We start from the raw sequence: 17679 nt of genomic DNA on the forward strand, positions 1-17679 counted from the left end.
GGTTATCCTTCCTGCTCAATCTTGGTCAGCACCTCGCGCAGCACCGGCGCGTACTCATACTTGCCGGGGCAAACGAAGGTGCACAGCGCCAGATCTTCCTCGTCCAGCTCCAGACAGCCCAGCGCCTGCGCGCTGTCGCTGTCGCCCGCCAGCAGATCGCGCAGCAGCAGCGTCGGCAAAATGTCCAGCGGCATCACCCGCTCGTAGTTGCCGATCGGCACCATGGCGCGCTCGCCGCCGTGGGTGCTGGTCGAGAAGGCGAACAGTTTGTTCTTCAGGAAGTGCCCCAGCGTGGTGCGGGTAATGGAGAACTTGTTCGGCGAAGGCACGATCCAACCGAACAGCTCTTTGTCGCGCCCTTCTTCCAGCACCGACACCTGCGAGTGGAAACGGCCGAGCCAGGCATTCGGGCCGGCGGCGTGCATGCCGTTCAGCACCGAACCGGAGATCACCCGGTTCTCGCCGTCTTTCAGGCGGCCGGCGGTCAGCTCCTCGAGGCTGGCCCCCAGGCGAGTGCGCAGCAGCGCCGGCTGCGCCACCTGCGGCCCGGCCAGCGCCACGACCCGACGGGTATCGAGCTTACCGGTGGTGAACAGCGTGCCGATGGCGATGACGTCCTGGTAGCCGATGTGCCAAACGGTTTTCTTCAGGCTGACCGGTTCCAGGAAGTGAATGTGAGTGCCCACCAGCCCGGCGGGGTGCGGGCCGGCAAATTCGCTGTAGGCGATCTGCGGGCTGCTCTGCTGGCCAACGGAGGCACCGGCGGCGTGGCATACGTGTACCTTGCCCGTCGTCAGGCGCGCCAACACCAGCAGCCCGGCGTTGAACGCCGCCTGCTGTTCGGCGATGATCACCTGCGGATCGGCGGCCAACGGCTGGGTATCCATCGCGGTGACGAAAATGGCGCGCGCTTCGCTGCCGGGGCTCGGCGTTTTGCTGAACGGACGGGTGCGCAGCGCGGTCCACAGGCCGCTGGCGATCAGTTCACTCTCGACCTGTTCGCGCGGCAGCTGGGCCAACTCCCCCAGCGGGTAATGCGCAAACTCGAGCTGATCGTCACCGCCGTTTTCCAGCGCAATCACCACCGATTGCAATACGCGCCGTTCGCCGCGGTTAATCGCGGCGATGCGGCCGCTGGCGGGAGCCGTGAAGAAAACCCCGGGGTTTTTCTTATCTTCGAACAACGCCTGGCCTTTCTTAACGGTATCGCCTTCCTGCACCAGCATGGAGGGACGCATTCCGACATACTCTTCCCCAAGCAGGGCGACATGCTGAATGTTCGGGCCGTCTTGGATCGCCTGAACCGGAGCCCCGGCTATCGGCAGATCTAACCCTTTTCTGATCTTAATCATAGGATTTATACGATGTAGTTTGGTTTACACGTCTGCCCGGCCCCAGAGGCGGGTGCTGACGATGCCAGGATTGCCGGGCAGTGCGCATGGCGTCACGCCCAACATGAACTTTCTCGCAGTGAAAAATCGGGGTAACGCGCATTCCCTTGATTCCCCCTTTCCGTTGTTTGCTCGACAGTCGATGTGTTAACGGCCTGTAGCCAAATAACCATCAAAACGGCCGGGTTATATGCCATACCCCCTGCCGCTTCAATCGCCACAGCGCGTTAAATTGAAGAGGGAATATTAACATTGTTCGCAACATTGTTCTGCGTTCCGTCGTGACTTGGGTCAAGCAAACGCAATTAAATTTCGCCTGTTTTTCACTACTTATCGTTAAAATCTGCCGGTCATTTCACTTTTATCGAGCTTTGTCGTTTTTTTATACATATCACGTATTGCTAAAAATAAACGCGCTGGTAATCTGGCGGTGTTTTGCGGCAGTAAAAACAATAATCAGTGGCATGCCGACCAAGGTCATTGCGCCGGCAGATAAATATAAGCAGGAATAATAATGAGCAAAATCGCGCTGTTGTTTGCGATGCTTGTTTCTATGCCGATGATCACGGCCTGCAGCGCCAGCGAGCAGGTACCCGAAGCACCGGTAGTTAAACAGCAATTATTGGGTTCGCCGGTCTATATTCAGATCTTCAAAGAGGAACGCAAGCTGGAATTGTATGCCAAAATGGGCAATGAATTCCGCCTGGTCAACACGTTCCCGATCTGTAATTTCTCCGGCGGGCTGGGTCCTAAACGTCGTGAAGGCGATTTTAAAAGTCCGGAAGGCTTTTATAGCGTTGACGCGCACCATCTGAAACCCGACAGCAAGTATTATCGGGCGATCAATATCGGTTTCCCTAATGATTACGATAAATCGCAGGGCTATTCCGGCGCTTATCTGATGATCCACGGCGAATGTAAATCGATCGGCTGTTACGCGATGACCAACACCTATATGGATGAGATCTATCGCTATGTCGAAGCCGCCTTCGCCTATGGCCAAAGCCGCGTCGACATCAGCATCTACCCGTTCCGCATGACCGAGCAAAACCTCAAGCGCCATGCGTCATCCAGCTATATCGCCTTCTGGCGCCAGCTGAAGCCGGGCTACGATTACTTCGCGAAGAACCACCAGCCGCCGATGATGACCGTGGACAACGGCCAGTATGTGCTGGGTCAACCGTTGATGAGCAGCGGCCAGATGACACAGTACGCGTCAGCCAGCCCGACGCCCAACACCAACCCCTTCGCTCAGAACAAGCCGCTCACCGAAGTGAAATAACGCGAACTCGCCTGGCTCAATCTTGTGCCAGGTTTCGTTAGCGGTCAGCGGTTGGGTGGCGATCACCGTGACCACATCGTTCGGTGTGGTCTGCTGCTGAAAATCGATTTCCACATCCTGATCGAGCAGCGTCGCCTTGCCGAACGGCGCACGGCGCGTGATCCAATACAGGTTGGTGGAGCAATAGGCCATCACGAAGCGCCCGTCCGACAACAGCATGTTGAATACCCCTTTCTTGCGCAGCTGGCTCGCCAACAGGCCGATGTAGCGGAAAACCGCCGGCCACTGGCTCGGGGTACGCGGGTATTTCAGCGCCAGCTGATGCAGCAGCCAGCAGAACGCGTATTCGCTGTCGGTCTGGCCGACCGGGCGAAACGTGCCGGTATCCAGCTGACGGTAGCCTTTCAATTGGCCGTTGTGCGCGTAGGTCCAGTTGCGGCCCCACAGTTCGCGGGTGAACGGGTGGGTGTTTTCCAGCGCCACTTCGCCGCGGTTGGCCTGGCGAATATGGGACACCACCGCACAGGACTTGATCGGGTAGTCCTGCACCAGGCGGGCGATCGGCGAGTTGAAGCTCGGCTGCGGATCCTTGAATGTGCGGCAGCCGTTCCCTTCATAGAAGGTAATGCCCCAGCCATCCTTATGCGGCCCGGTGCGGCCGCCGCGCTGTACCAGGCCGGTAAAGCTGAAGCAGATATCGGTCGGTACGTTTGCGCTCATCCCGAGCAGTTCACACATCGCCAGCACTCCTTAACCACACTGACACAGGCTGTGCGGGCGCGCCATGCGGCGCCCGCAGTCTTATTCATGGGGAGCCACAGCTCCCCGCAGGCTATCAAGCCTTAACCATCTCTTTTTCGATCAGCTGAATCAAGATGTGAATCGCTTTGATGTGGATTTCCTGAATGCGGTCGGCGTAGCCGAAGTGCGGCACGCGAATTTCCACATCGGCGGAACCCGCCATCTTGCCGCCGTCCTTGCCGGTCAGGGTGATCACTTTCATCCCCTTGGCGCGCGCCGCGTCGATGGCCTTGATGATGTTGCCGGAGTTGCCGGAGGTGGAAATGCCCAGCAGCACATCGCCTTCGCGGCCTACCGCTTCCACATAGCGAGAGAAGACGTACTCATAGCCGAAGTCGTTGCTGACGCAGGACAGGTGGCTCACGTCCGAGATGGCAATCGCCGGGTAGCCCGGGCGGTTTTCACGGTAGCGGCCGGTCAGCTCTTCGGCGAAGTGCATCGCGTCGCAATGGGAACCGCCGTTGCCGCAGGAAATCACTTTACCGCCGGCTTTGAAGGAATCCGCCAGCAGCACCGCCGCACGTTGGATGGCGTCGATGTTGGCGTCGTCATTGATAAATTTCGCCAGGGTATCAGCCGCTTCGTTCAGTTCACTGCGAATAAGGTCGTGGTACATGAGGAACCTCTTGTTATCGTCAAATCTTCCGCTCCGCAGTGTACCGGATCGCGGAAACAGCGAGAAGCATTCTCAGCCAAACAGCGCGCCGGTTAAGGAAGCGGAGAGGTTTTTGATGATTGGTGCTGTCAGTTTGTGACCTGAGTTGTAATTAAACTGTAAACGCATTGATAAAAATTCTGCCTTGTACTAAAACCTATTACATACACACAACAGGTCAGACCTCTTACTACTTCGGAGCTTCTTATGATGGTTCTTAGTATTGTCGTTTTACTGGCTCTCCTCGGCGTGGTGTTCTACCACCGAGTGAACCTTACCCTCAGCAGCCTGATCCTGGTGGCGTACACCGCCGCCATGGGCGCGATTGGCCTGTGGAGCTTCTGGCTGTTGCTGCCGCTGGCGATCGTGCTGCTGCCGCTGAACCTTTCCTCCCTGCGCCGTTCCCTGCTCTCCGCACCGGCGTTGCGCGCCTTCCGCAAGGTGATGCCGCCGATGTCCACCACCGAGAAGGAGGCGATCGACGCCGGCACCACCTGGTGGGAAGGCGATCTGTTCCGCGGCGCGCCGGACTGGAACAAGCTGCACAGCTACCCGAAACCGCGCCTGACGGAAGAAGAGCAGGCGTTTATCGACGGCCCGGTGGAAGAAGCCTGCCGCATGGCCAACGACTTCCAGATCACCCACGAACTGGCCGATCTGCCGCCTGAACTCTGGGCATACCTGAAAGAACACCGTTTCTTCGCGATGATCATCAAGAAAGAGTACGGCGGTCTGGAATTCTCTCCTTATGCTCAGGCGATGGTGCTGCAAAAACTGGCCGGCGTTTCCGGCATCCTGGCGATCACCGTCGGCGTGCCGAACTCCCTCGGCCCGGGCGAACTGCTGCAGCACTACGGCACCGAAGAACAGAAAAACCACTACCTGCCGGGCCTGGCGCGCGGCGACGAGATCCCTTGCTTCGCGCTGACCAGCCCGGAAGCGGGCTCCGATGCCGGTGCCATTCCGGACGTCGGCACCGTGTGCATGGGCGACTGGCAGGGCAAGCAGGTGCTGGGCATGCGCCTGACCTGGAACAAGCGCTACATCACGCTGGCGCCGGTCGCCACCGTACTGGGCCTGGCGTTCAAACTGCATGACCCGAACCGCCTGCTGAGCGACAACGAATCCCCGGGCATCACCTGTGCGCTGATCCCGACCAGCACGCCGGGCGTGGAAATCGGCAACCGCCACTTCCCGCTGAACGTGCCGTTCCAAAACGGCCCGACCCGCGGCACCGACGTATTCGTCCCGATCGATTACATCATCGGCGGCCCGAAAATGGCCGGCCAGGGCTGGCGCATGCTGGTTGAGTGTCTGTCGGTCGGTCGCGGCATCACCCTGCCGTCCAACTCTACCGGCAGCCTGAAATCCATCGCCCTGGCGACCGGTGCCTACGCGCACATTCGCCGTCAATTCAAGATCTCCATCGGCAAGATGGAAGGGATCGAAGAGCCGTTGGCGCGCATCGCCGGCAACACCTATGTGATGGACGCCGCCGCTTCGCTGATCACCTATGCGCTGGTGCAGGGCGAGAAGCCGGCCGTGCTGTCGGCCATCGTCAAATACCACTGTACGCACCGCGGCCAGCAGTCGATCGTTGACGCCATGGACATCGCCGGCGGTAAAGGCATCATGCTCGGCGAATCCAACTTCCTGGCTCGCGCCTATCAGGGCGCACCGATCGCCATCACGGTGGAAGGCGCGAACATCCTGACCCGCACCATGATGATCTTCGGTCAAGGCGCGATCCGCTGCCATCCTTATGTGCTGGATGAAATGGCGGCGGCGCAGAGCAACGATCTGAACGCCTTCGATAAATCGCTGTTCGGCCATCTGGGCCACGTCGGCAGCAACAAGGTACGCAGCTTCTGGCTGGGCCTGACCAACGGCCGCACCAGCGCCACGCCGACCAAGGACGCGACCCGTCGTTACTATCAGCAATTGAACCGCCTGAGCGCCAACCTGGCGTTGCTGTCGGACGTTTCCATGGGCGTGCTGGGCGGTAGCCTGAAGCGCCGCGAGCGCATCTCCGCTCGCCTGGGGGACATCCTCAGCCAGATGTATTTGGCTTCCGCCGTGCTGAAACGCTTTGACGACGAAGGCCGTCAGAAAGAAGATCTGCCGCTGGTGCATTGGGGCGTGCAAGACAGCCTGCATAAAGCCGAACAGGCGCTGGATGACCTGCTGCGCAACTTCCCGAACCGCTTTATCGCCGGCGCGATGCGCTTCGTGGTCTTCCCGCTCGGCCGTGTGCATACCGCACCGTCCGATCGTCTGGATCACCAGTTGGCCAAGATCCTGCAGGTGCCTTCCGCCACCCGCAGCCGTCTGGGGCGCGGCCAGTACCTGACGCCGAGCGAACATAACCCAATCGGCCTGCTGGAAGCGGCGCTGGCCGACGTGATGGCCGCCGAGCCGATTCACGAACGTCTGTGCAAGGCGGTCGGCAAAAACCTGCCGTTCACCCGTCTGGATCGTTTGGCGGAACGCGCGCTGGAAGAAGGCAAGATCAGCGCCGACGAAGCGAAAATTCTGGTGAAAGCCGAAGAGAGCCGTCTGCGTTCCATCACGTGGACGACTTTGCGCCGGATGCGCTGGCGGCCGCCAAACCGGAAAAGCCGGCGGCGCAGTCTAAGCGCCAACAGCAGACCGAAGCGGCTTAACGCTAATTCCCACTCCACGCATCCAAGGGGCGATCATCATCGCCCCTTTTTCTTTTATTCCATCACAAACTGCGCACCGCGCCGCAGGTTGGCGCAACGGCGGATTTCACGGGAAGGAAGTTCGAGTAGACTGCGCGGCGGGTGCTCTGGATCTTTCTGTCCGGAGCCTTGGCAAAGGAGAGAAAGAGAAAGGCCCCGAGTCGATATTATCAACCTGTACTGCACCCATTTTGTTGGACGATGAAATGGAATAGTCCCTGATATGTCAAAGCCAAAATACCCCTTCGAAAAGCGCCTTGAAGTCGTGAATCACTACTTCACAACTGATGATGGTTACAGGATCATCTCTGCACGTTTTGGTGTGCCTCGAACACAGGTCAGGACGTGGGTTGCCCTCTATGAAAAACATGGAGAAAAAGGTTTAATTCCCAAACCTAAAGGCGTTAGTGCTGATCCAGAGTTGCGCATTAAGGTCGTGAAAGCCGTGACCGAGCAGCAGATGTCCCTCAATCAGGCTGCTGCTCACTTTATGCTTGCTGGTAGTGGTTCTGTAGCCAAGTGGCTGAAAGTCTATGAGGAGCACGGAGAAGCTGGTTTACGCGCACTCAAGATCGGCACCAAAAGAAACATTACAATGTCAGTTGATCCAGAAAAAGCGGCGTTAGCATTGGAGCTGTCGAAAGACCGACGTATTGAGGATCTTGAAAGACAAGTTCGATTCCTTGAAATGCGGCTTACGTATCTAAAAAAGCTGAAAGCCTTAGCTCATCCCGCGAAAAAGTGAAAGTACTCAACGAGCTAAGGCAGTTTTACCCTCTTGATGAGCTTCTCAAGGCAGCGGAGATACCGCGCAGTACGTTTTATTACCATCTAAAGGCTCTCAGCAAGCCTGATAAGTATGCGGATGTTAAAAAGCGTATTGGTGAGATTTATCACGAGAATAAAGGTCGTTACGGATACCGTAGGGTAACGTTGTCTCTCCATCGAGACGGGGAACGGATTAACCATAAAGCCGTTCAGCGCCTGATGGGAACCCTCTCGCTTAAGGCAGCGATTAAGGTCAAGCGATACAGCTCCTACAGAGGAGAGGTAGGGCAACCGCCCCCAATGTTCTCCAAAGGGATTTCAAGGCTACACGGCCAAACGAGAAGTGGGTTACCGACGTTACTGAATTTGCAGTCAATGGGCGAAAGCTGTATTTGTCTCCAGTAATAGATCTCTTCAACAACGAAGTTATTTCTTACAGCCTGTCGGAAAGACCTGTGATGAACATGGTCGAGAATATGCTCGATCAGGCATTCAAAAAGCTTAAGCCTCACGAGCATCCTATTCTGCACTCTGACCAGGGATGGCAGTATCGTATGAGAAGGTATCAAAACATCCTTAAAGAACAAGGCATTACACAGAGCATGTCCAGAAAAGGCAATTGTCTGGATAATGCAGTCGTGGAATGTTTCTTTGGAACCTTAAAGTCGGAGTGTTTTTATCTTGACGAGTTCAGTAATATAAGCGAACTGAAGGATGCTGTTACGGAATATATTGACTACTACAACAGCAGAAGAATTAGCCTGAAATTAAAAGGTCTGAGTCCAATTGAATATCGAACCCAGACCTATGTGCCTCGTGTTTAACTGTCCAACTTTTTGGGGTCAGTACAACCCGAGGCCACTCTGATGCCTAGCAACATCAGGTTAGCAAGGCAAGGATAGGGAGGTCAAAAATGCAGCAATAACGGGTCGTGCTTAAGCTGGTGATCCTCTGTATGACGCTGATCGCGTTCATCTGGCTAACCCGCGGTTCGCTGTGCGAACTGCGCATCAGGCTGGGAGACTCGGAGGTTGCGGCCACTTTGGCTTACGAATCCGAACGGTAAGGCAACCCAACGGCGGGGTTCGCCCCGCCCGTTGGCCGATGGTGTCAGGCAGGATCCACGAGCACCCGTCTTTTCAACCTTGCTGGCGAATACGCGCCAACAGCGCGTCGATATGCGCGATCTGCGGCGCATTGACGATCAGCGTGCGCCCCAGTCCCAGCGCATGACGCTGGCAGTCGAGGCGCATATCGGCGTCGGCGATGCTGTCCAGATCGGCGACGTGCGCCAGGCCGATGGTGCGCCGAATCAGTTCGGTACCGCAGTACCCGACCGCATCGGCCCAGACCTGTTGCAAGAACTGCTCGGCGTAACCCGGCGTTGCCAGCGCCGCATCCCGGCTTTGCTGATGGCACAGCGCCAGGAAGCGATCGGCAAAGATCAGCCACAGCTCGCGCACATCCTGCAAGCGCTGCTCGCGCCCGGCGGCGGCGTCGCGCGGCCCGAACAGCCCCGGCAGCCCACAATAGTTGAGCAGCAGATTGCCCAATGCGGTGCCGATATCGAAACCGATCGGGCCGTAGAAACCGAATTCGGCGTCGATCGCTTTCAACCGCCCTTCCGCCACGAAGATCGAACCGCTGTGAATATCGCCGTGCAGCAGCGCCTCCGCCTTGCTGAGAAAGCGATGTTTCAGGCCGGCGACGGCCAGCTTCAGCGGCGTATCCTCACGCAGCGCCTGCACCTGCGGCAACAGCGCCGCCTCGAAGCGATTGCGCTCATGATCGATATAAGGATCGGTAAAGAACAGATCTTCGGTGATCTGGCACAACTCGGGATTGGTGAAACGGCTGACTTCCGCTTTCTTCTGCTGCGCCGACTGATAAAAATCGGAGGTGTGGAACAGCGTCTGCGCCAGGTATTCCGCCAGTTGCCCGGCCGCCAGAGGGTGATAGTTGCCCTGCACCAGCTCGCTGCGCCAGATGCGATGGTCGGAAAGGTCTTCCTGCACCATCACCGCCAATTCGGGATCGTGATGCAAGACTTTTACCGTATGCCGCGGGCAGAAGCCGCCGTGGACCAGCAGCGTTTCCGCTTCGATGCGCGCCCGATCCAGCGTCAACGGCCAGGATTCGCCCACGCAACGCACGTAGGGCAGCGCCTGTTTGACGATCACCCGGCTCACCCCTTCGCGATCGCGGATCTTGAACACCAGGTTCAGGTTGCCGTCACCGATCTCGTCGGCGCTGACCAGTGCCTGCGGTTCAGACACCCGACCGTATTGGCGGGCGTATTCAACGGCGTCGGCAGCCGTAAACGTACGATAAAGCGACATTCCCCAACCCCTCTGTTCTCTCTCACCGATCCCAGCGATTCTGTTTATTTAGACGTAAAAGCATTTGGACGTCTATACATCTGGAAGTCATGTTGGCAGAATAGCGTTTCAGATGCAATAACCACGCAACAAGGAATTAACCGCCGATGCAAGCGCTTAACACCACCAGTTTGACCCTGCAGGACAACCGCCTTTGGATCCTCGATCAGCAAGCCCTGCCGCAGGAAAAGCGGTGGCGCGCCTGTGACAGCGTGGAAGAGTTGGTCGGGCACATTCACAGCCTGCGGGTGCGCGGCGCGCCGCTGATCGGGCTGTCTGCCAGCCTGCTGTTGGCGCTGCTCGCGGAACGCGGTCTGCCGCGCGCCGGGCTGGAGCAGGCGCTGCACACGCTGCGCGCTGCGCGCCCGACGGCGGTCAACCTGATGAATAATCTGGATCGCATGAAGCTGGCGCTAGCGGAGCCTGATTGGGTGCCGGCGATGGTGAACGAAGCGCTGCGGTTGGTGGAAGAAGATCGCCGATTGTGCGATCGCATTGCCGATCACGGCGCTGGGCTGGTCAAGCCCGGCAGCCGCCTGCTGACCCACTGCAATACCGGCGGGTTGGCCACCGCCGGCGTCGGCACCGCCATCGGCGTGCTGCTGCGCGCCCACCGGCAGGGCAAGGTGCAGCAGGTGTGGGTCGATGAAACCCGGCCGCTGCTGCAGGGCGGCCGCCTGACCGCCTGGGAACTGGGCGAGCTGGGCATTCCCTATCGCCTGATCTGCGATGCGATGGCCGCCAGCCTGATGGCACAGGGCCAGGTCGATGCGGTGTGGGTCGGCGCGGATCGCATCGCCGCCAACGGTGACGTCGCCAACAAAATCGGCACCTACAGCCTGGCGGTGCTGGCGCACTACCACGGCATCCCGTTCTACGTGGCCGCCCCGCATACCACCCACGATCCGCACTGCCCGGACGGCGCCGCCATTCCGATCGAGCAGCGCGCGGCGGCCGAAGTCACCGGCGTTTCAGGCAGCTTCGGCGCCTGCCAGTGGGCGCCGAACGAGGCACCGGTCTACAATCCGGCGTTCGACGTTACGCCGGCCAAGCTCATCAGCGGATGGGTATTCGACAGCGGCGTGATTACGCCGCAGCAGGTTGAAGCGGGGATCTTCCGACGGGCGTTGGGTTAACACCCGCCCATAGGCACTCAGTCCAGACGCGGATAGTCATCGGCGATCTTGTCGCCGGTGAAATGCGCCACCCAGCCTTCCGGGTTGTCGAACACCCGGATCGCGGTGAAATGCGGGGCCGATCCCATATCGAACCAGTGCCGGGTGTTGGCCGGCACCGAGATCAGATCGTTCTTTTCGCACAGGATCTGGAAGATCTTGCCGTCCAGATGCAGGCAAAACAGCCCTGCGCCTTCGACGAAAAAGCGCACTTCATCTTCGCCGTGCGTATGTTCGGACAGGAATTTTTCACGCAGCGTCTGGCGCTGCTCATGGTCCGGCCGCATGCTGATCACGTCCCAGCTCTGGTAGCCCTTTTCCGCCACCAGCCGGTCTATCTCATGCTGGTAGGCGGCGATCACCACCTCCGGCTGCGGGTTGTCGCCCAGCTCGCGATCCGCTTGCCAGCGCTCAAAGCGTACGCCGATCTGCGCCAACTGCCGCTGGATCTCCTGCGCATCGCGGCTCTGCCACAGCGGTTGCTGCGGCGCTGTATCGCTGAAAATGGTCAATCCACTCATGAGACGAACTCCCCTAAATCGATACGATCAAAACGGTTAACCTGCGGATGCCGGCTATGGTCGTCCGCGTCATCGCGGATCAGCTGGCAGGTATGCCAGCCGGCGGCCTGCGCCGCATCCAGCTCCTGGCGGATGTCGGACAAAAACAGCAGCTCGTCGGGCGCGATGCCGATAGCCTGCGCGATGTTGCGGTACGACGCGGTTTCACGCTTGGCGCCGACGTGCGTATCGAAATAGCCGCTGAACAGCGGCTGCAGATCGCCCGCGTCGCTGTGGCCGAACAGCAGCTTCTGCGCCTCCACCGAACCGGAGGAATAAACGTATAGCTTCACCCCCTGCCGCTGCCAGGCGGCCAACTGCCCCGCGACTTCCGGATACAGATGCCCGCGGAAGTCGCCTTCGCGGTAACCGCTGCGCCAGATGATGCCCTGCAACGCCTTGAGCGCGGTAGATTTACGGTCTTCATCCATAAAGCGGTACAGCGCGGCGATCAGCGCATCAAGATCTGCCTGTGGTTGGTCAATTTCAGCGCGCAGCGCCGCCAGCGGCGCGGCGACTTCGCTCTCAGCGGCATGGCGGCGCACAAAATCCGCCAGCCGTTCGCGGGCGTAAGGAAACAGTACCTGATGCACAAAGCGAATATCGGTGGTGGTGCCTTCAATATCGGTCACGATAGCGCGGATCATTTCGCCTCCAGTAAGCGGCGTTGCAGTTCACACTGGAACAGGAATTCCAGCCCTTCGAGATGGCGGCGGGCTTCCGCCACCTGGCTCCCCCAGCAATACAGGCCGTGGCCGCGTACCAGAAAGCCGTATTGCAGCGGCGTGCCCTCGGCATAGGCCGCCACGCGCGCCGCCAGCCGAGGGATATCCTGATCGTTATCGAAAATGGGGATCGCTACGCTGTCCAGGTGGCTGCGCTGGCCGGCCAGCGACTTCTGCATTTCGTACCCCTGCAGCACCAGCGCATCGCCGCGCTCCACCCGCGACAGGACGGTAGCGTTGACGGAATGGGTATGCAGCACCGCGCCGATGTGCGCAGACAGGCGGTAGAGCAGCGTATGCAGCCCAGTCTCCGCCGATGGCGTGCGGCCGCTCGGCACATGATTGTCGGCGATATCCACCCGCAGAAAATCGGTGGCGCTCAGGCTACCCTTGTCTTTGCCGGACTCGGTGACCAGGCACTGACGTTCGTCCAGGCGCAGCGACATGTTGCCGCCGGTCGCCGGGCACCAGCCTTTGTCGCCAATCCAGTGGCAGGCCGCCAGCAATGCAGTAAGTTGCGGATTCTCCGTCATTATTATCGTTTCCCGTTCGGTAAGGCGGCCGGCAGATGAGGCTTGGCGTGCCGCGTGGCGGGCTAAGCACCTTTGCATTTAGCCATCTAAGCGTCTTGATTGCCAAATACTAGCATCGTGTTATATTGACGGCAATATAAGCGCCTGGAGTATTCACCTGCTATGAGCACTTCCGCATTGGTTCCCGAAAGTAAACTGCCCTCACTGGGCACTACCATCTTTACCCAGATGAGCGCGCTGGCGCAGCAGCACCAGGCGATCAACCTGTCACAGGGCTTCCCCGATTTCGACGGCCCGGACTACCTGAAAGAACGTCTGGCCTGGCACGTCGCCCAGGGCGCCAACCAATATGCGCCGATGACCGGCGTGACGCCGCTGCGCGAAGCCATCGCCGACAAAACCGCCGAGCTGTATGGCTGGCAACCGGACGCCACCGCCGAAGTGACCGTCACCGCCGGCGCCACCGAAGCGCTGTTCGCCGCCATCAGCGCGCTGGTGCGCCCCGGCGACGAAGTGGTCTGCTTCGATCCCAGCTACGACAGCTATGCGCCGGCGGTCACGTTGGCCGGCGGCATACTCAAACGCATCGCCCTGCAGCCGCCCGCGTTTGCCGTGGATTGGCCAGGGTTCGCCGCCGCGCTGTCGCCGCGCACCCGCCTGGTGATCGTCAACACGCCGCACAACCCGTCCGCCACCGCCTGGCAGGCGGAAGACATGCAGCAGTTGTGGCACGCTATCGCCGAACGCGAAATCTACGTGCTCAGCGACGAGGTTTACGAACACATCTGCTTCGCCAAAGGCGGGCACGCCAGCGTGCTGGCCCACCCGCAGCTGCGCCAACGCGCGATCGCGGTGTCCTCTTTCGGCAAAACCTTCCACATGACCGGCTGGAAAGTGGGCTATTGCGTGGCGCCCGCCGCGCTGAGCGCCGAGGTGCGCAAAGTGCATCAATACCTGACCTTTTCGGTCAATACCCCGGCCCAGCTGGCGCTGGCGGATAGCCTGCGCGCCGAGCCGGAGCACTGGCGACAGCTGCCGGCGTTCTATCGCGCCAAACGCGACCGCTTTGTGCAGGCGCTGGCGAGCAGCCGACTGGAAATTTTACCCTGCGCGGGTACATACTTCTTGCTGGCGGACTACAGCGCCATCTCCGATCTGGACGATGTGGCATTCTGCCATTGGTTAACCGAGCACGTGGGCGTGGCGGCCATTCCGCTGTCGGTCTTCTGTGCCGATCCTTTCCCCCATAAATTGATCCGGCTGTGCTTCGCTAAACAAGACGCCACGCTGGATGCAGCTGCGGAGCGGTTATGTCGACTTTAAAAATTACCCTGTTGCAGCAACCGCTGGTCTGGCGCGACGGCCCCGCCAACCTGGCGGCTTTCGATGCGTTGCTGGCGCCGATCGTCGGCCGAGATCTCATCGTCTTGCCGGAGATGTTCACCACCGGTTTCGCCATGGATGCCGGCGAGAGCGCCCTGCCCGAACAGCAGGTGATCGACTGGCTGCACGCTTGGGCGGTGAAAAGCCACGCGTTAATCGGCGGCAGCGTGGCGCTGAAAACTGACGAGGGTGCGGTCAACCGCTTCCTGCTGGTCGAGCCGGGCGGCCAGGTGCATGCCTATGACAAACGCCACCTGTTCCGCATGGCCGGCGAACATCTGCACTACCAAGCCGGCAACCGGCGTGAAATTTTCGAATGGCGCGGCTGGCGCATCCTGCCCCAGATCTGCTACGACCTGCGTTTCCCGGTCTGGGCGCGCTATCAGCAGGATTACGATCTGGCGCTGTACGTCGCCAACTGGCCGGCACCTCGCAGCAGCCATTGGCAAACGCTGCTGGCGGCGCGGGCGATTGAAAACCAGGTGTACGTGGCGGGCTGCAACCGGGTGGGCGAAGATCCCAACGGCCTGAGCTACAGCGGAGACAGCTTAATCATCAGCCCTCAGGGCGAGATCCTGGCGAATGCGGAGCCCGGCGCGGCCACGCGGCTGGACGCCGAGCTGTCGCTGGAAACCCTGCAGAGTTACCGCAGCGCCTTCCCGGCCTGGCGCGATGCCGACAGCTTTCTGCGTTTAGACTGATTCCCCCTTCTCCCAGCCGGCGATCATCAGGCAATAGGCCTGGATCGCCAGCGCCACGTCCGCCTGCCGCACCGCTTCGTCCGGATGATGGCTGACGCCGCCGGCGCAACGCACGAACAGCATGCCGACCGGCCATTGCGCCGCCACGGCGATGGCGTCGTGCCCGGCGCCGCTCGGCAACGCCAAGCTACGGCCCTGCACTTGTGCGACAGCCGCCTGCCAGCGGCGCTGCAGGCCCGCGTCGCAGGCGGTGGCATCGATGTGATAAAACGCCTCGCTGGCGAAGCGCACACCGCGCCGCGCGCAGATCGCCTGCGCCTGCGCCAGCAACGCCGTCAATAGCGCCGCCAGCGGCGCATCCTGCGGGCCGCGCACATCGAGCGTCAATTTCACCTCGCCGGAGATCACATTGACCGCGCCCGGCAGACTCTCGATGCAGCCGACGGTGGCCACCAGTGGCGAATCAGCGGCGCAGGTCAGCGTTTCTACCGCCGTGATCCATTCTGCCGCGGCCACCAGCGCATCTTTGCGCTGCCCCATCGGCACCGTGCCGGCGTGGCCCGCCTCGCCGCTGAAAGTGCAGTTAAGCCGGCGCGCGCCATTGATCGCCGTCACCACGCCCAGCGCCAAATCGGCCGCCTCCAGACATGGGCCCTGTTCGATATGTAATTCGAGATAGGCGCGAATTTCGTTTGGTGCGCGACGCGCCTGCGCGATCGCCGCCGGATCCAGCCCAAAGTCGCGCATCGCCTGCGCGATGCTCACGCCGTCGGCATCAGTGCGCGCCAGCCACTCTGCGGGCCACTGGCCGGTCAGGCCGCGGCTGCCGAGCAGCGTGACGCCAAAGCGCGCGCCCTCCTCGTCGGCAAAGCCGATCACCTCCAGCGCCAGCGGTAATCGATGCCCCTGACGGTGATAGTGCGCCACCGTTTCCAGCGCCGTGAGCACGCCGAGCATGCCGTCATAGCGCCCGGCGTTACGCACCGTGTCCAAATGCGAACCGAGCAGCAGCGCGGGGGCACCGGGCGTGTGCCCCTCATAACGGCCGCAGATATTGCCGACGCTGTCCTGCCAAACCTGCATGCCGCTCTCACGCATCCACTCCCCGACCCGGTGATTGGCGCGCCGATGTTCGGCAGAGAGATAAAGACGCGTCAGCCGATCGGGCTCTGTGCTGATCGCCGCCAGTTCGTCACAGCGCGCCATCACCCGTGCGGCGGCCTGCTGTGCCTCCAGCGGCGTCATCCACGCTTGCCTGCGTCATAAACGTTCCAGGCAGCCTGCAACGCCTCGCCCTGCTTGCTGGCGAAACCGAGGCGGTTCAGCACCGCCTCCAGCGCCGCCAGGGTTTGCAGCACGCAATCTTTGCGCGCGTTGTAGCCCATGGTGCCGATGCGCCAGATCTTGCCCTGCAGCGGGCCGAACGAGGTGCCGATTTCGATGCCAAAGTCGTTCAGCATCATCTGCCGTACCTGTTCACCCTGTACCTGCGGCGGGATCATCACGCCAAGTACGTTGTTCATGCGGTGCTCGACATCGCCGAACACCGCCAGCCCCATGCCCCGGATGCCCGCCAGCATCGCCGCGCCGTGCAGCCGGTGGCGGGCGATGGCATGATCCAGCCCTTCTTCGAGGATCACCCGCGCGCATTCTCGCGCCGCGAACAGCATGCTGGTGGCTTCGGTATGGTGATTGAGGCGCTCCGGCCCCCAATAATCCATGATCATGCCGATGTCGAAATAGTTGGAGTAGATCATCTCGTCGTCGCCGTCGGCGTGCTCGGCGGTGCGGATCCCCTCCTCCACGCATTTACGGCGGCGCACAATCTCTTCAAACTGCGGGCTGAGAGTGACCGGCGAGCTGCCGGAGGGGCCGCCCAGGCACTTCTGCAGCCCGGCGGAGACCGCATCCAGCCCCCAGGCATCGGTCTCCAGCGGGTTACCGCCGAAGGAAGCCGTCGCATCGGTATAGAACAGCACGCCGTGGCGACGACAGATATCGCCCAGCTCATGCAGCGGCTGCAGCATGGTGGTGGAAGTGTCGCCCTGCACCGTCAGCAGCAGGCGCGGACGCACTCGCTTAATCGCGTCTTCGATGCGATCGGCGCTGAACACCTCGCCCCACGGTACCTCGATCGTGTGTACCTCGGCACGGCAGCGGCGGGCAATCTCGCACAGCAGATGCCCGAAACGGCCGAATACCGGCACCAGCACCTTATCGCCCGGCCGAATGGCGGAAACCAGCAGCGCTTCGATGCCGGCGCGTGAGGTGCCGTCCACCAGCATCGTCCAGCGGTTTTCGGTGCGGAACAGCGCGCGGTACAGCGCCATGACCTGATTCATGTAACCGGTCATCGCCGGATCGTACTGGCCGATCAGCTGACTCGACATGGCACGCAGCACGCGCGGATCGGCGTTAATTGGCCCCGGCCCCATCAGCAGGCGCGCCGGCGGGTTAATCTGATCGAATTGCGAGATATCCAACATGTTCATTCCCTGTCAGCTTAGTAAGTTATTGAGTTATGCCGTCAGCGTCGACATGACGTTTGTTTGCTGCCCAACAGCCTACTCCCGATAGGGATTCAGTTGAAACAAAAGATTCTTATGATCAATTAATGAAACCAAA

Annotated in this window: 14 protein-coding genes and 2 pseudogenes; 7 read left to right on the forward strand and 9 right to left on the reverse strand. The window is 60.4% G+C overall.

Annotated features, from left to right (window positions below; translation table 11 throughout):
• Positions 1 to 2: 2 nt before the first annotated feature.
• Complete coding sequence (locus GF111_RS08525) at positions 3 to 1352, reverse strand: Na(+)-translocating NADH-quinone reductase subunit A (protein WP_055316689.1); 1350 nt, start codon at positions 1350 to 1352, stop codon at positions 3 to 5.
• Positions 1353 to 1905: 553 nt separating this feature from the next.
• Here GF111_RS08525 and dpaA point away from each other — a divergent pair.
• The gene (dpaA, locus tag GF111_RS08530) at positions 1906 to 2673 is read left to right on the forward strand and encodes a peptidoglycan meso-diaminopimelic acid protein amidase (protein WP_038871336.1); all 768 of its coding nucleotides are present in this window, start codon (positions 1906 to 1908) and stop codon (positions 2671 to 2673) included.
• Here dpaA and GF111_RS08535 read toward each other — a convergent pair.
• Together GF111_RS08535 and lpcA are read right to left on the reverse strand one after the other, a co-directional pair.
• Positions 2608 to 3411, reverse strand: a complete 804-nt coding sequence (locus GF111_RS08535) for a class II glutamine amidotransferase (protein ID WP_004930222.1) — start codon at positions 3409 to 3411, stop codon at positions 2608 to 2610. The genes dpaA and GF111_RS08535 overlap by 66 nt on opposite strands.
• Before the next feature lie 97 nt (positions 3412 to 3508).
• The gene (gene lpcA / locus GF111_RS08540; RefSeq protein WP_004930220.1) at positions 3509 to 4090 is read right to left on the reverse strand and encodes a D-sedoheptulose 7-phosphate isomerase; all 582 of its coding nucleotides are present in this window, start codon (positions 4088 to 4090) and stop codon (positions 3509 to 3511) included.
• Positions 4091 to 4336: 246 nt separating this feature from the next.
• On the opposite strand from lpcA, the pseudogene fadE reads away from it, so the two are divergent.
• From fadE to GF111_RS08555, 3 genes and pseudogenes are all read left to right on the forward strand, one after another.
• Positions 4337 to 6792, forward strand: a pseudogene (gene fadE, locus GF111_RS08545) (acyl-CoA dehydrogenase FadE).
• A 262-nt stretch (positions 6793 to 7054) separates the two neighbouring features.
• Positions 7055 to 8423: pseudogene (locus GF111_RS08550) on the forward strand (IS3-like element ISKpn8 family transposase).
• A gap of 107 nt (positions 8424 to 8530) precedes the next feature.
• Entirely contained in the window at positions 8531 to 8665 is a 135-nt protein-coding gene (locus GF111_RS08555) for a Hok/Gef family protein (protein ID WP_255606672.1), read from the forward strand.
• A gap of 73 nt (positions 8666 to 8738) precedes the next feature.
• On the opposite strand, the gene mtnK is transcribed toward GF111_RS08555, so the two are convergent.
• Positions 8739 to 9938: an S-methyl-5-thioribose kinase gene (gene mtnK / locus GF111_RS08560; protein ID WP_038871343.1), complete on the reverse strand. Its 1200-nt coding sequence runs from the start codon at positions 9936 to 9938 to the stop codon at positions 8739 to 8741.
• 146 nt (positions 9939 to 10084) lie between these two features.
• On the opposite strand from mtnK, the gene mtnA reads away from it, so the two are divergent.
• Complete coding sequence (mtnA, locus tag GF111_RS08565; protein ID WP_047728848.1) at positions 10085 to 11113, forward strand: S-methyl-5-thioribose-1-phosphate isomerase; 1029 nt, start codon at positions 10085 to 10087, stop codon at positions 11111 to 11113.
• 17 nt (positions 11114 to 11130) lie between these two features.
• Here the strand turns inward: mtnA and GF111_RS08570 are convergent, their stop codons facing one another.
• The 3 genes from GF111_RS08570 to GF111_RS08580 are packed head-to-tail and all read right to left on the reverse strand — an operon-like array spanning position 11131 to position 12970.
• On the reverse strand, positions 11131 to 11673 hold the full coding sequence (locus GF111_RS08570) for an acireductone dioxygenase (protein ID WP_047728850.1): 543 nt from the start codon (positions 11671 to 11673) through the stop codon (positions 11131 to 11133).
• Complete coding sequence (gene mtnC, locus GF111_RS08575; RefSeq protein ID WP_147190390.1) at positions 11670 to 12359, reverse strand: acireductone synthase; 690 nt, start codon at positions 12357 to 12359, stop codon at positions 11670 to 11672. The genes GF111_RS08570 and mtnC overlap by 4 nt, the downstream gene beginning before the upstream one ends.
• The gene (locus GF111_RS08580) at positions 12356 to 12970 is read right to left on the reverse strand and encodes a methylthioribulose 1-phosphate dehydratase (RefSeq protein ID WP_047728854.1); all 615 of its coding nucleotides are present in this window, start codon (positions 12968 to 12970) and stop codon (positions 12356 to 12358) included. Before GF111_RS08580 ends, mtnC begins: the two co-directional genes overlap by 4 nt.
• A gap of 162 nt (positions 12971 to 13132) precedes the next feature.
• On the opposite strand from GF111_RS08580, the gene GF111_RS08585 reads away from it, so the two are divergent.
• Complete coding sequence (locus GF111_RS08585; RefSeq protein WP_055312041.1) at positions 13133 to 14293, forward strand: pyridoxal phosphate-dependent aminotransferase; 1161 nt, start codon at positions 13133 to 13135, stop codon at positions 14291 to 14293.
• A complete protein-coding gene (locus tag GF111_RS08590) occupies positions 14281 to 15054 on the forward strand; it encodes an amidohydrolase (RefSeq protein ID WP_055312040.1) in 774 nt (257 codons plus the stop codon). Before GF111_RS08585 ends, GF111_RS08590 begins: the two co-directional genes overlap by 13 nt.
• Here the strand turns inward: GF111_RS08590 and hpxK are convergent.
• The gene (hpxK, locus tag GF111_RS08595) at positions 15046 to 16299 is read right to left on the reverse strand and encodes an allantoate amidohydrolase (RefSeq protein WP_110612423.1); all 1254 of its coding nucleotides are present in this window, start codon (positions 16297 to 16299) and stop codon (positions 15046 to 15048) included. The two genes, GF111_RS08590 and hpxK, sit on opposite strands and share 9 nt — an antisense overlap.
• Entirely contained in the window at positions 16296 to 17540 is a 1245-nt protein-coding gene (locus tag GF111_RS08600) for an alanine--glyoxylate aminotransferase family protein (protein ID WP_048233764.1), read from the reverse strand. Before GF111_RS08600 ends, hpxK begins: the two co-directional genes overlap by 4 nt.
• Positions 17541 to 17679: the final 139 nt, after the last annotated feature.

Origin of the sequence: Serratia sp. HRI, assembly GCF_010119335.3 — a bacterium.
GTDB lineage: Bacteria > Pseudomonadota > Gammaproteobacteria > Enterobacterales > Enterobacteriaceae > Serratia > Serratia nevei.

Excerpts from the sequence above, each read along its gene's own strand:
- GF111_RS08525 (WP_055316689.1), bottom strand. The coding sequence starts at position 1,352 with ATGATTAAGATCAGAAAAGGGTTAGATCTGCCGATAGCCGGGGCTCCG.
- dpaA (WP_038871336.1), top strand. The coding sequence starts at position 1,906 with ATGAGCAAAATCGCGCTGTTGTTTGCGATGCTTGTTTCTATGCCGATG.
- GF111_RS08535 (WP_004930222.1), bottom strand. The coding sequence starts at position 3,411 with ATGTGTGAACTGCTCGGGATGAGCGCAAACGTACCGACCGATATCTGC.
- lpcA (WP_004930220.1), bottom strand. The coding sequence starts at position 4,090 with ATGTACCACGACCTTATTCGCAGTGAACTGAACGAAGCGGCTGATACC.
- mtnK (WP_038871343.1), bottom strand. The coding sequence starts at position 9,938 with ATGTCGCTTTATCGTACGTTTACGGCTGCCGACGCCGTTGAATACGCC.
- mtnA (WP_047728848.1), top strand. The coding sequence starts at position 10,085 with ATGCAAGCGCTTAACACCACCAGTTTGACCCTGCAGGACAACCGCCTT.
- GF111_RS08570 (WP_047728850.1), bottom strand. The coding sequence starts at position 11,673 with ATGAGTGGATTGACCATTTTCAGCGATACAGCGCCGCAGCAACCGCTG.
- mtnC (WP_147190390.1), bottom strand. The coding sequence starts at position 12,359 with ATGATCCGCGCTATCGTGACCGATATTGAAGGCACCACCACCGATATT.
- GF111_RS08580 (WP_047728854.1), bottom strand. The coding sequence starts at position 12,970 with ATGACGGAGAATCCGCAACTTACTGCATTGCTGGCGGCCTGCCACTGG.
- GF111_RS08585 (WP_055312041.1), top strand. The coding sequence starts at position 13,133 with ATGAGCACTTCCGCATTGGTTCCCGAAAGTAAACTGCCCTCACTGGGC.
- GF111_RS08590 (WP_055312040.1), top strand. The coding sequence starts at position 14,281 with ATGTCGACTTTAAAAATTACCCTGTTGCAGCAACCGCTGGTCTGGCGC.
- hpxK (WP_110612423.1), bottom strand. The coding sequence starts at position 16,299 with ATGACGCCGCTGGAGGCACAGCAGGCCGCCGCACGGGTGATGGCGCGC.
- GF111_RS08600 (WP_048233764.1), bottom strand. The coding sequence starts at position 17,540 with ATGTTGGATATCTCGCAATTCGATCAGATTAACCCGCCGGCGCGCCTG.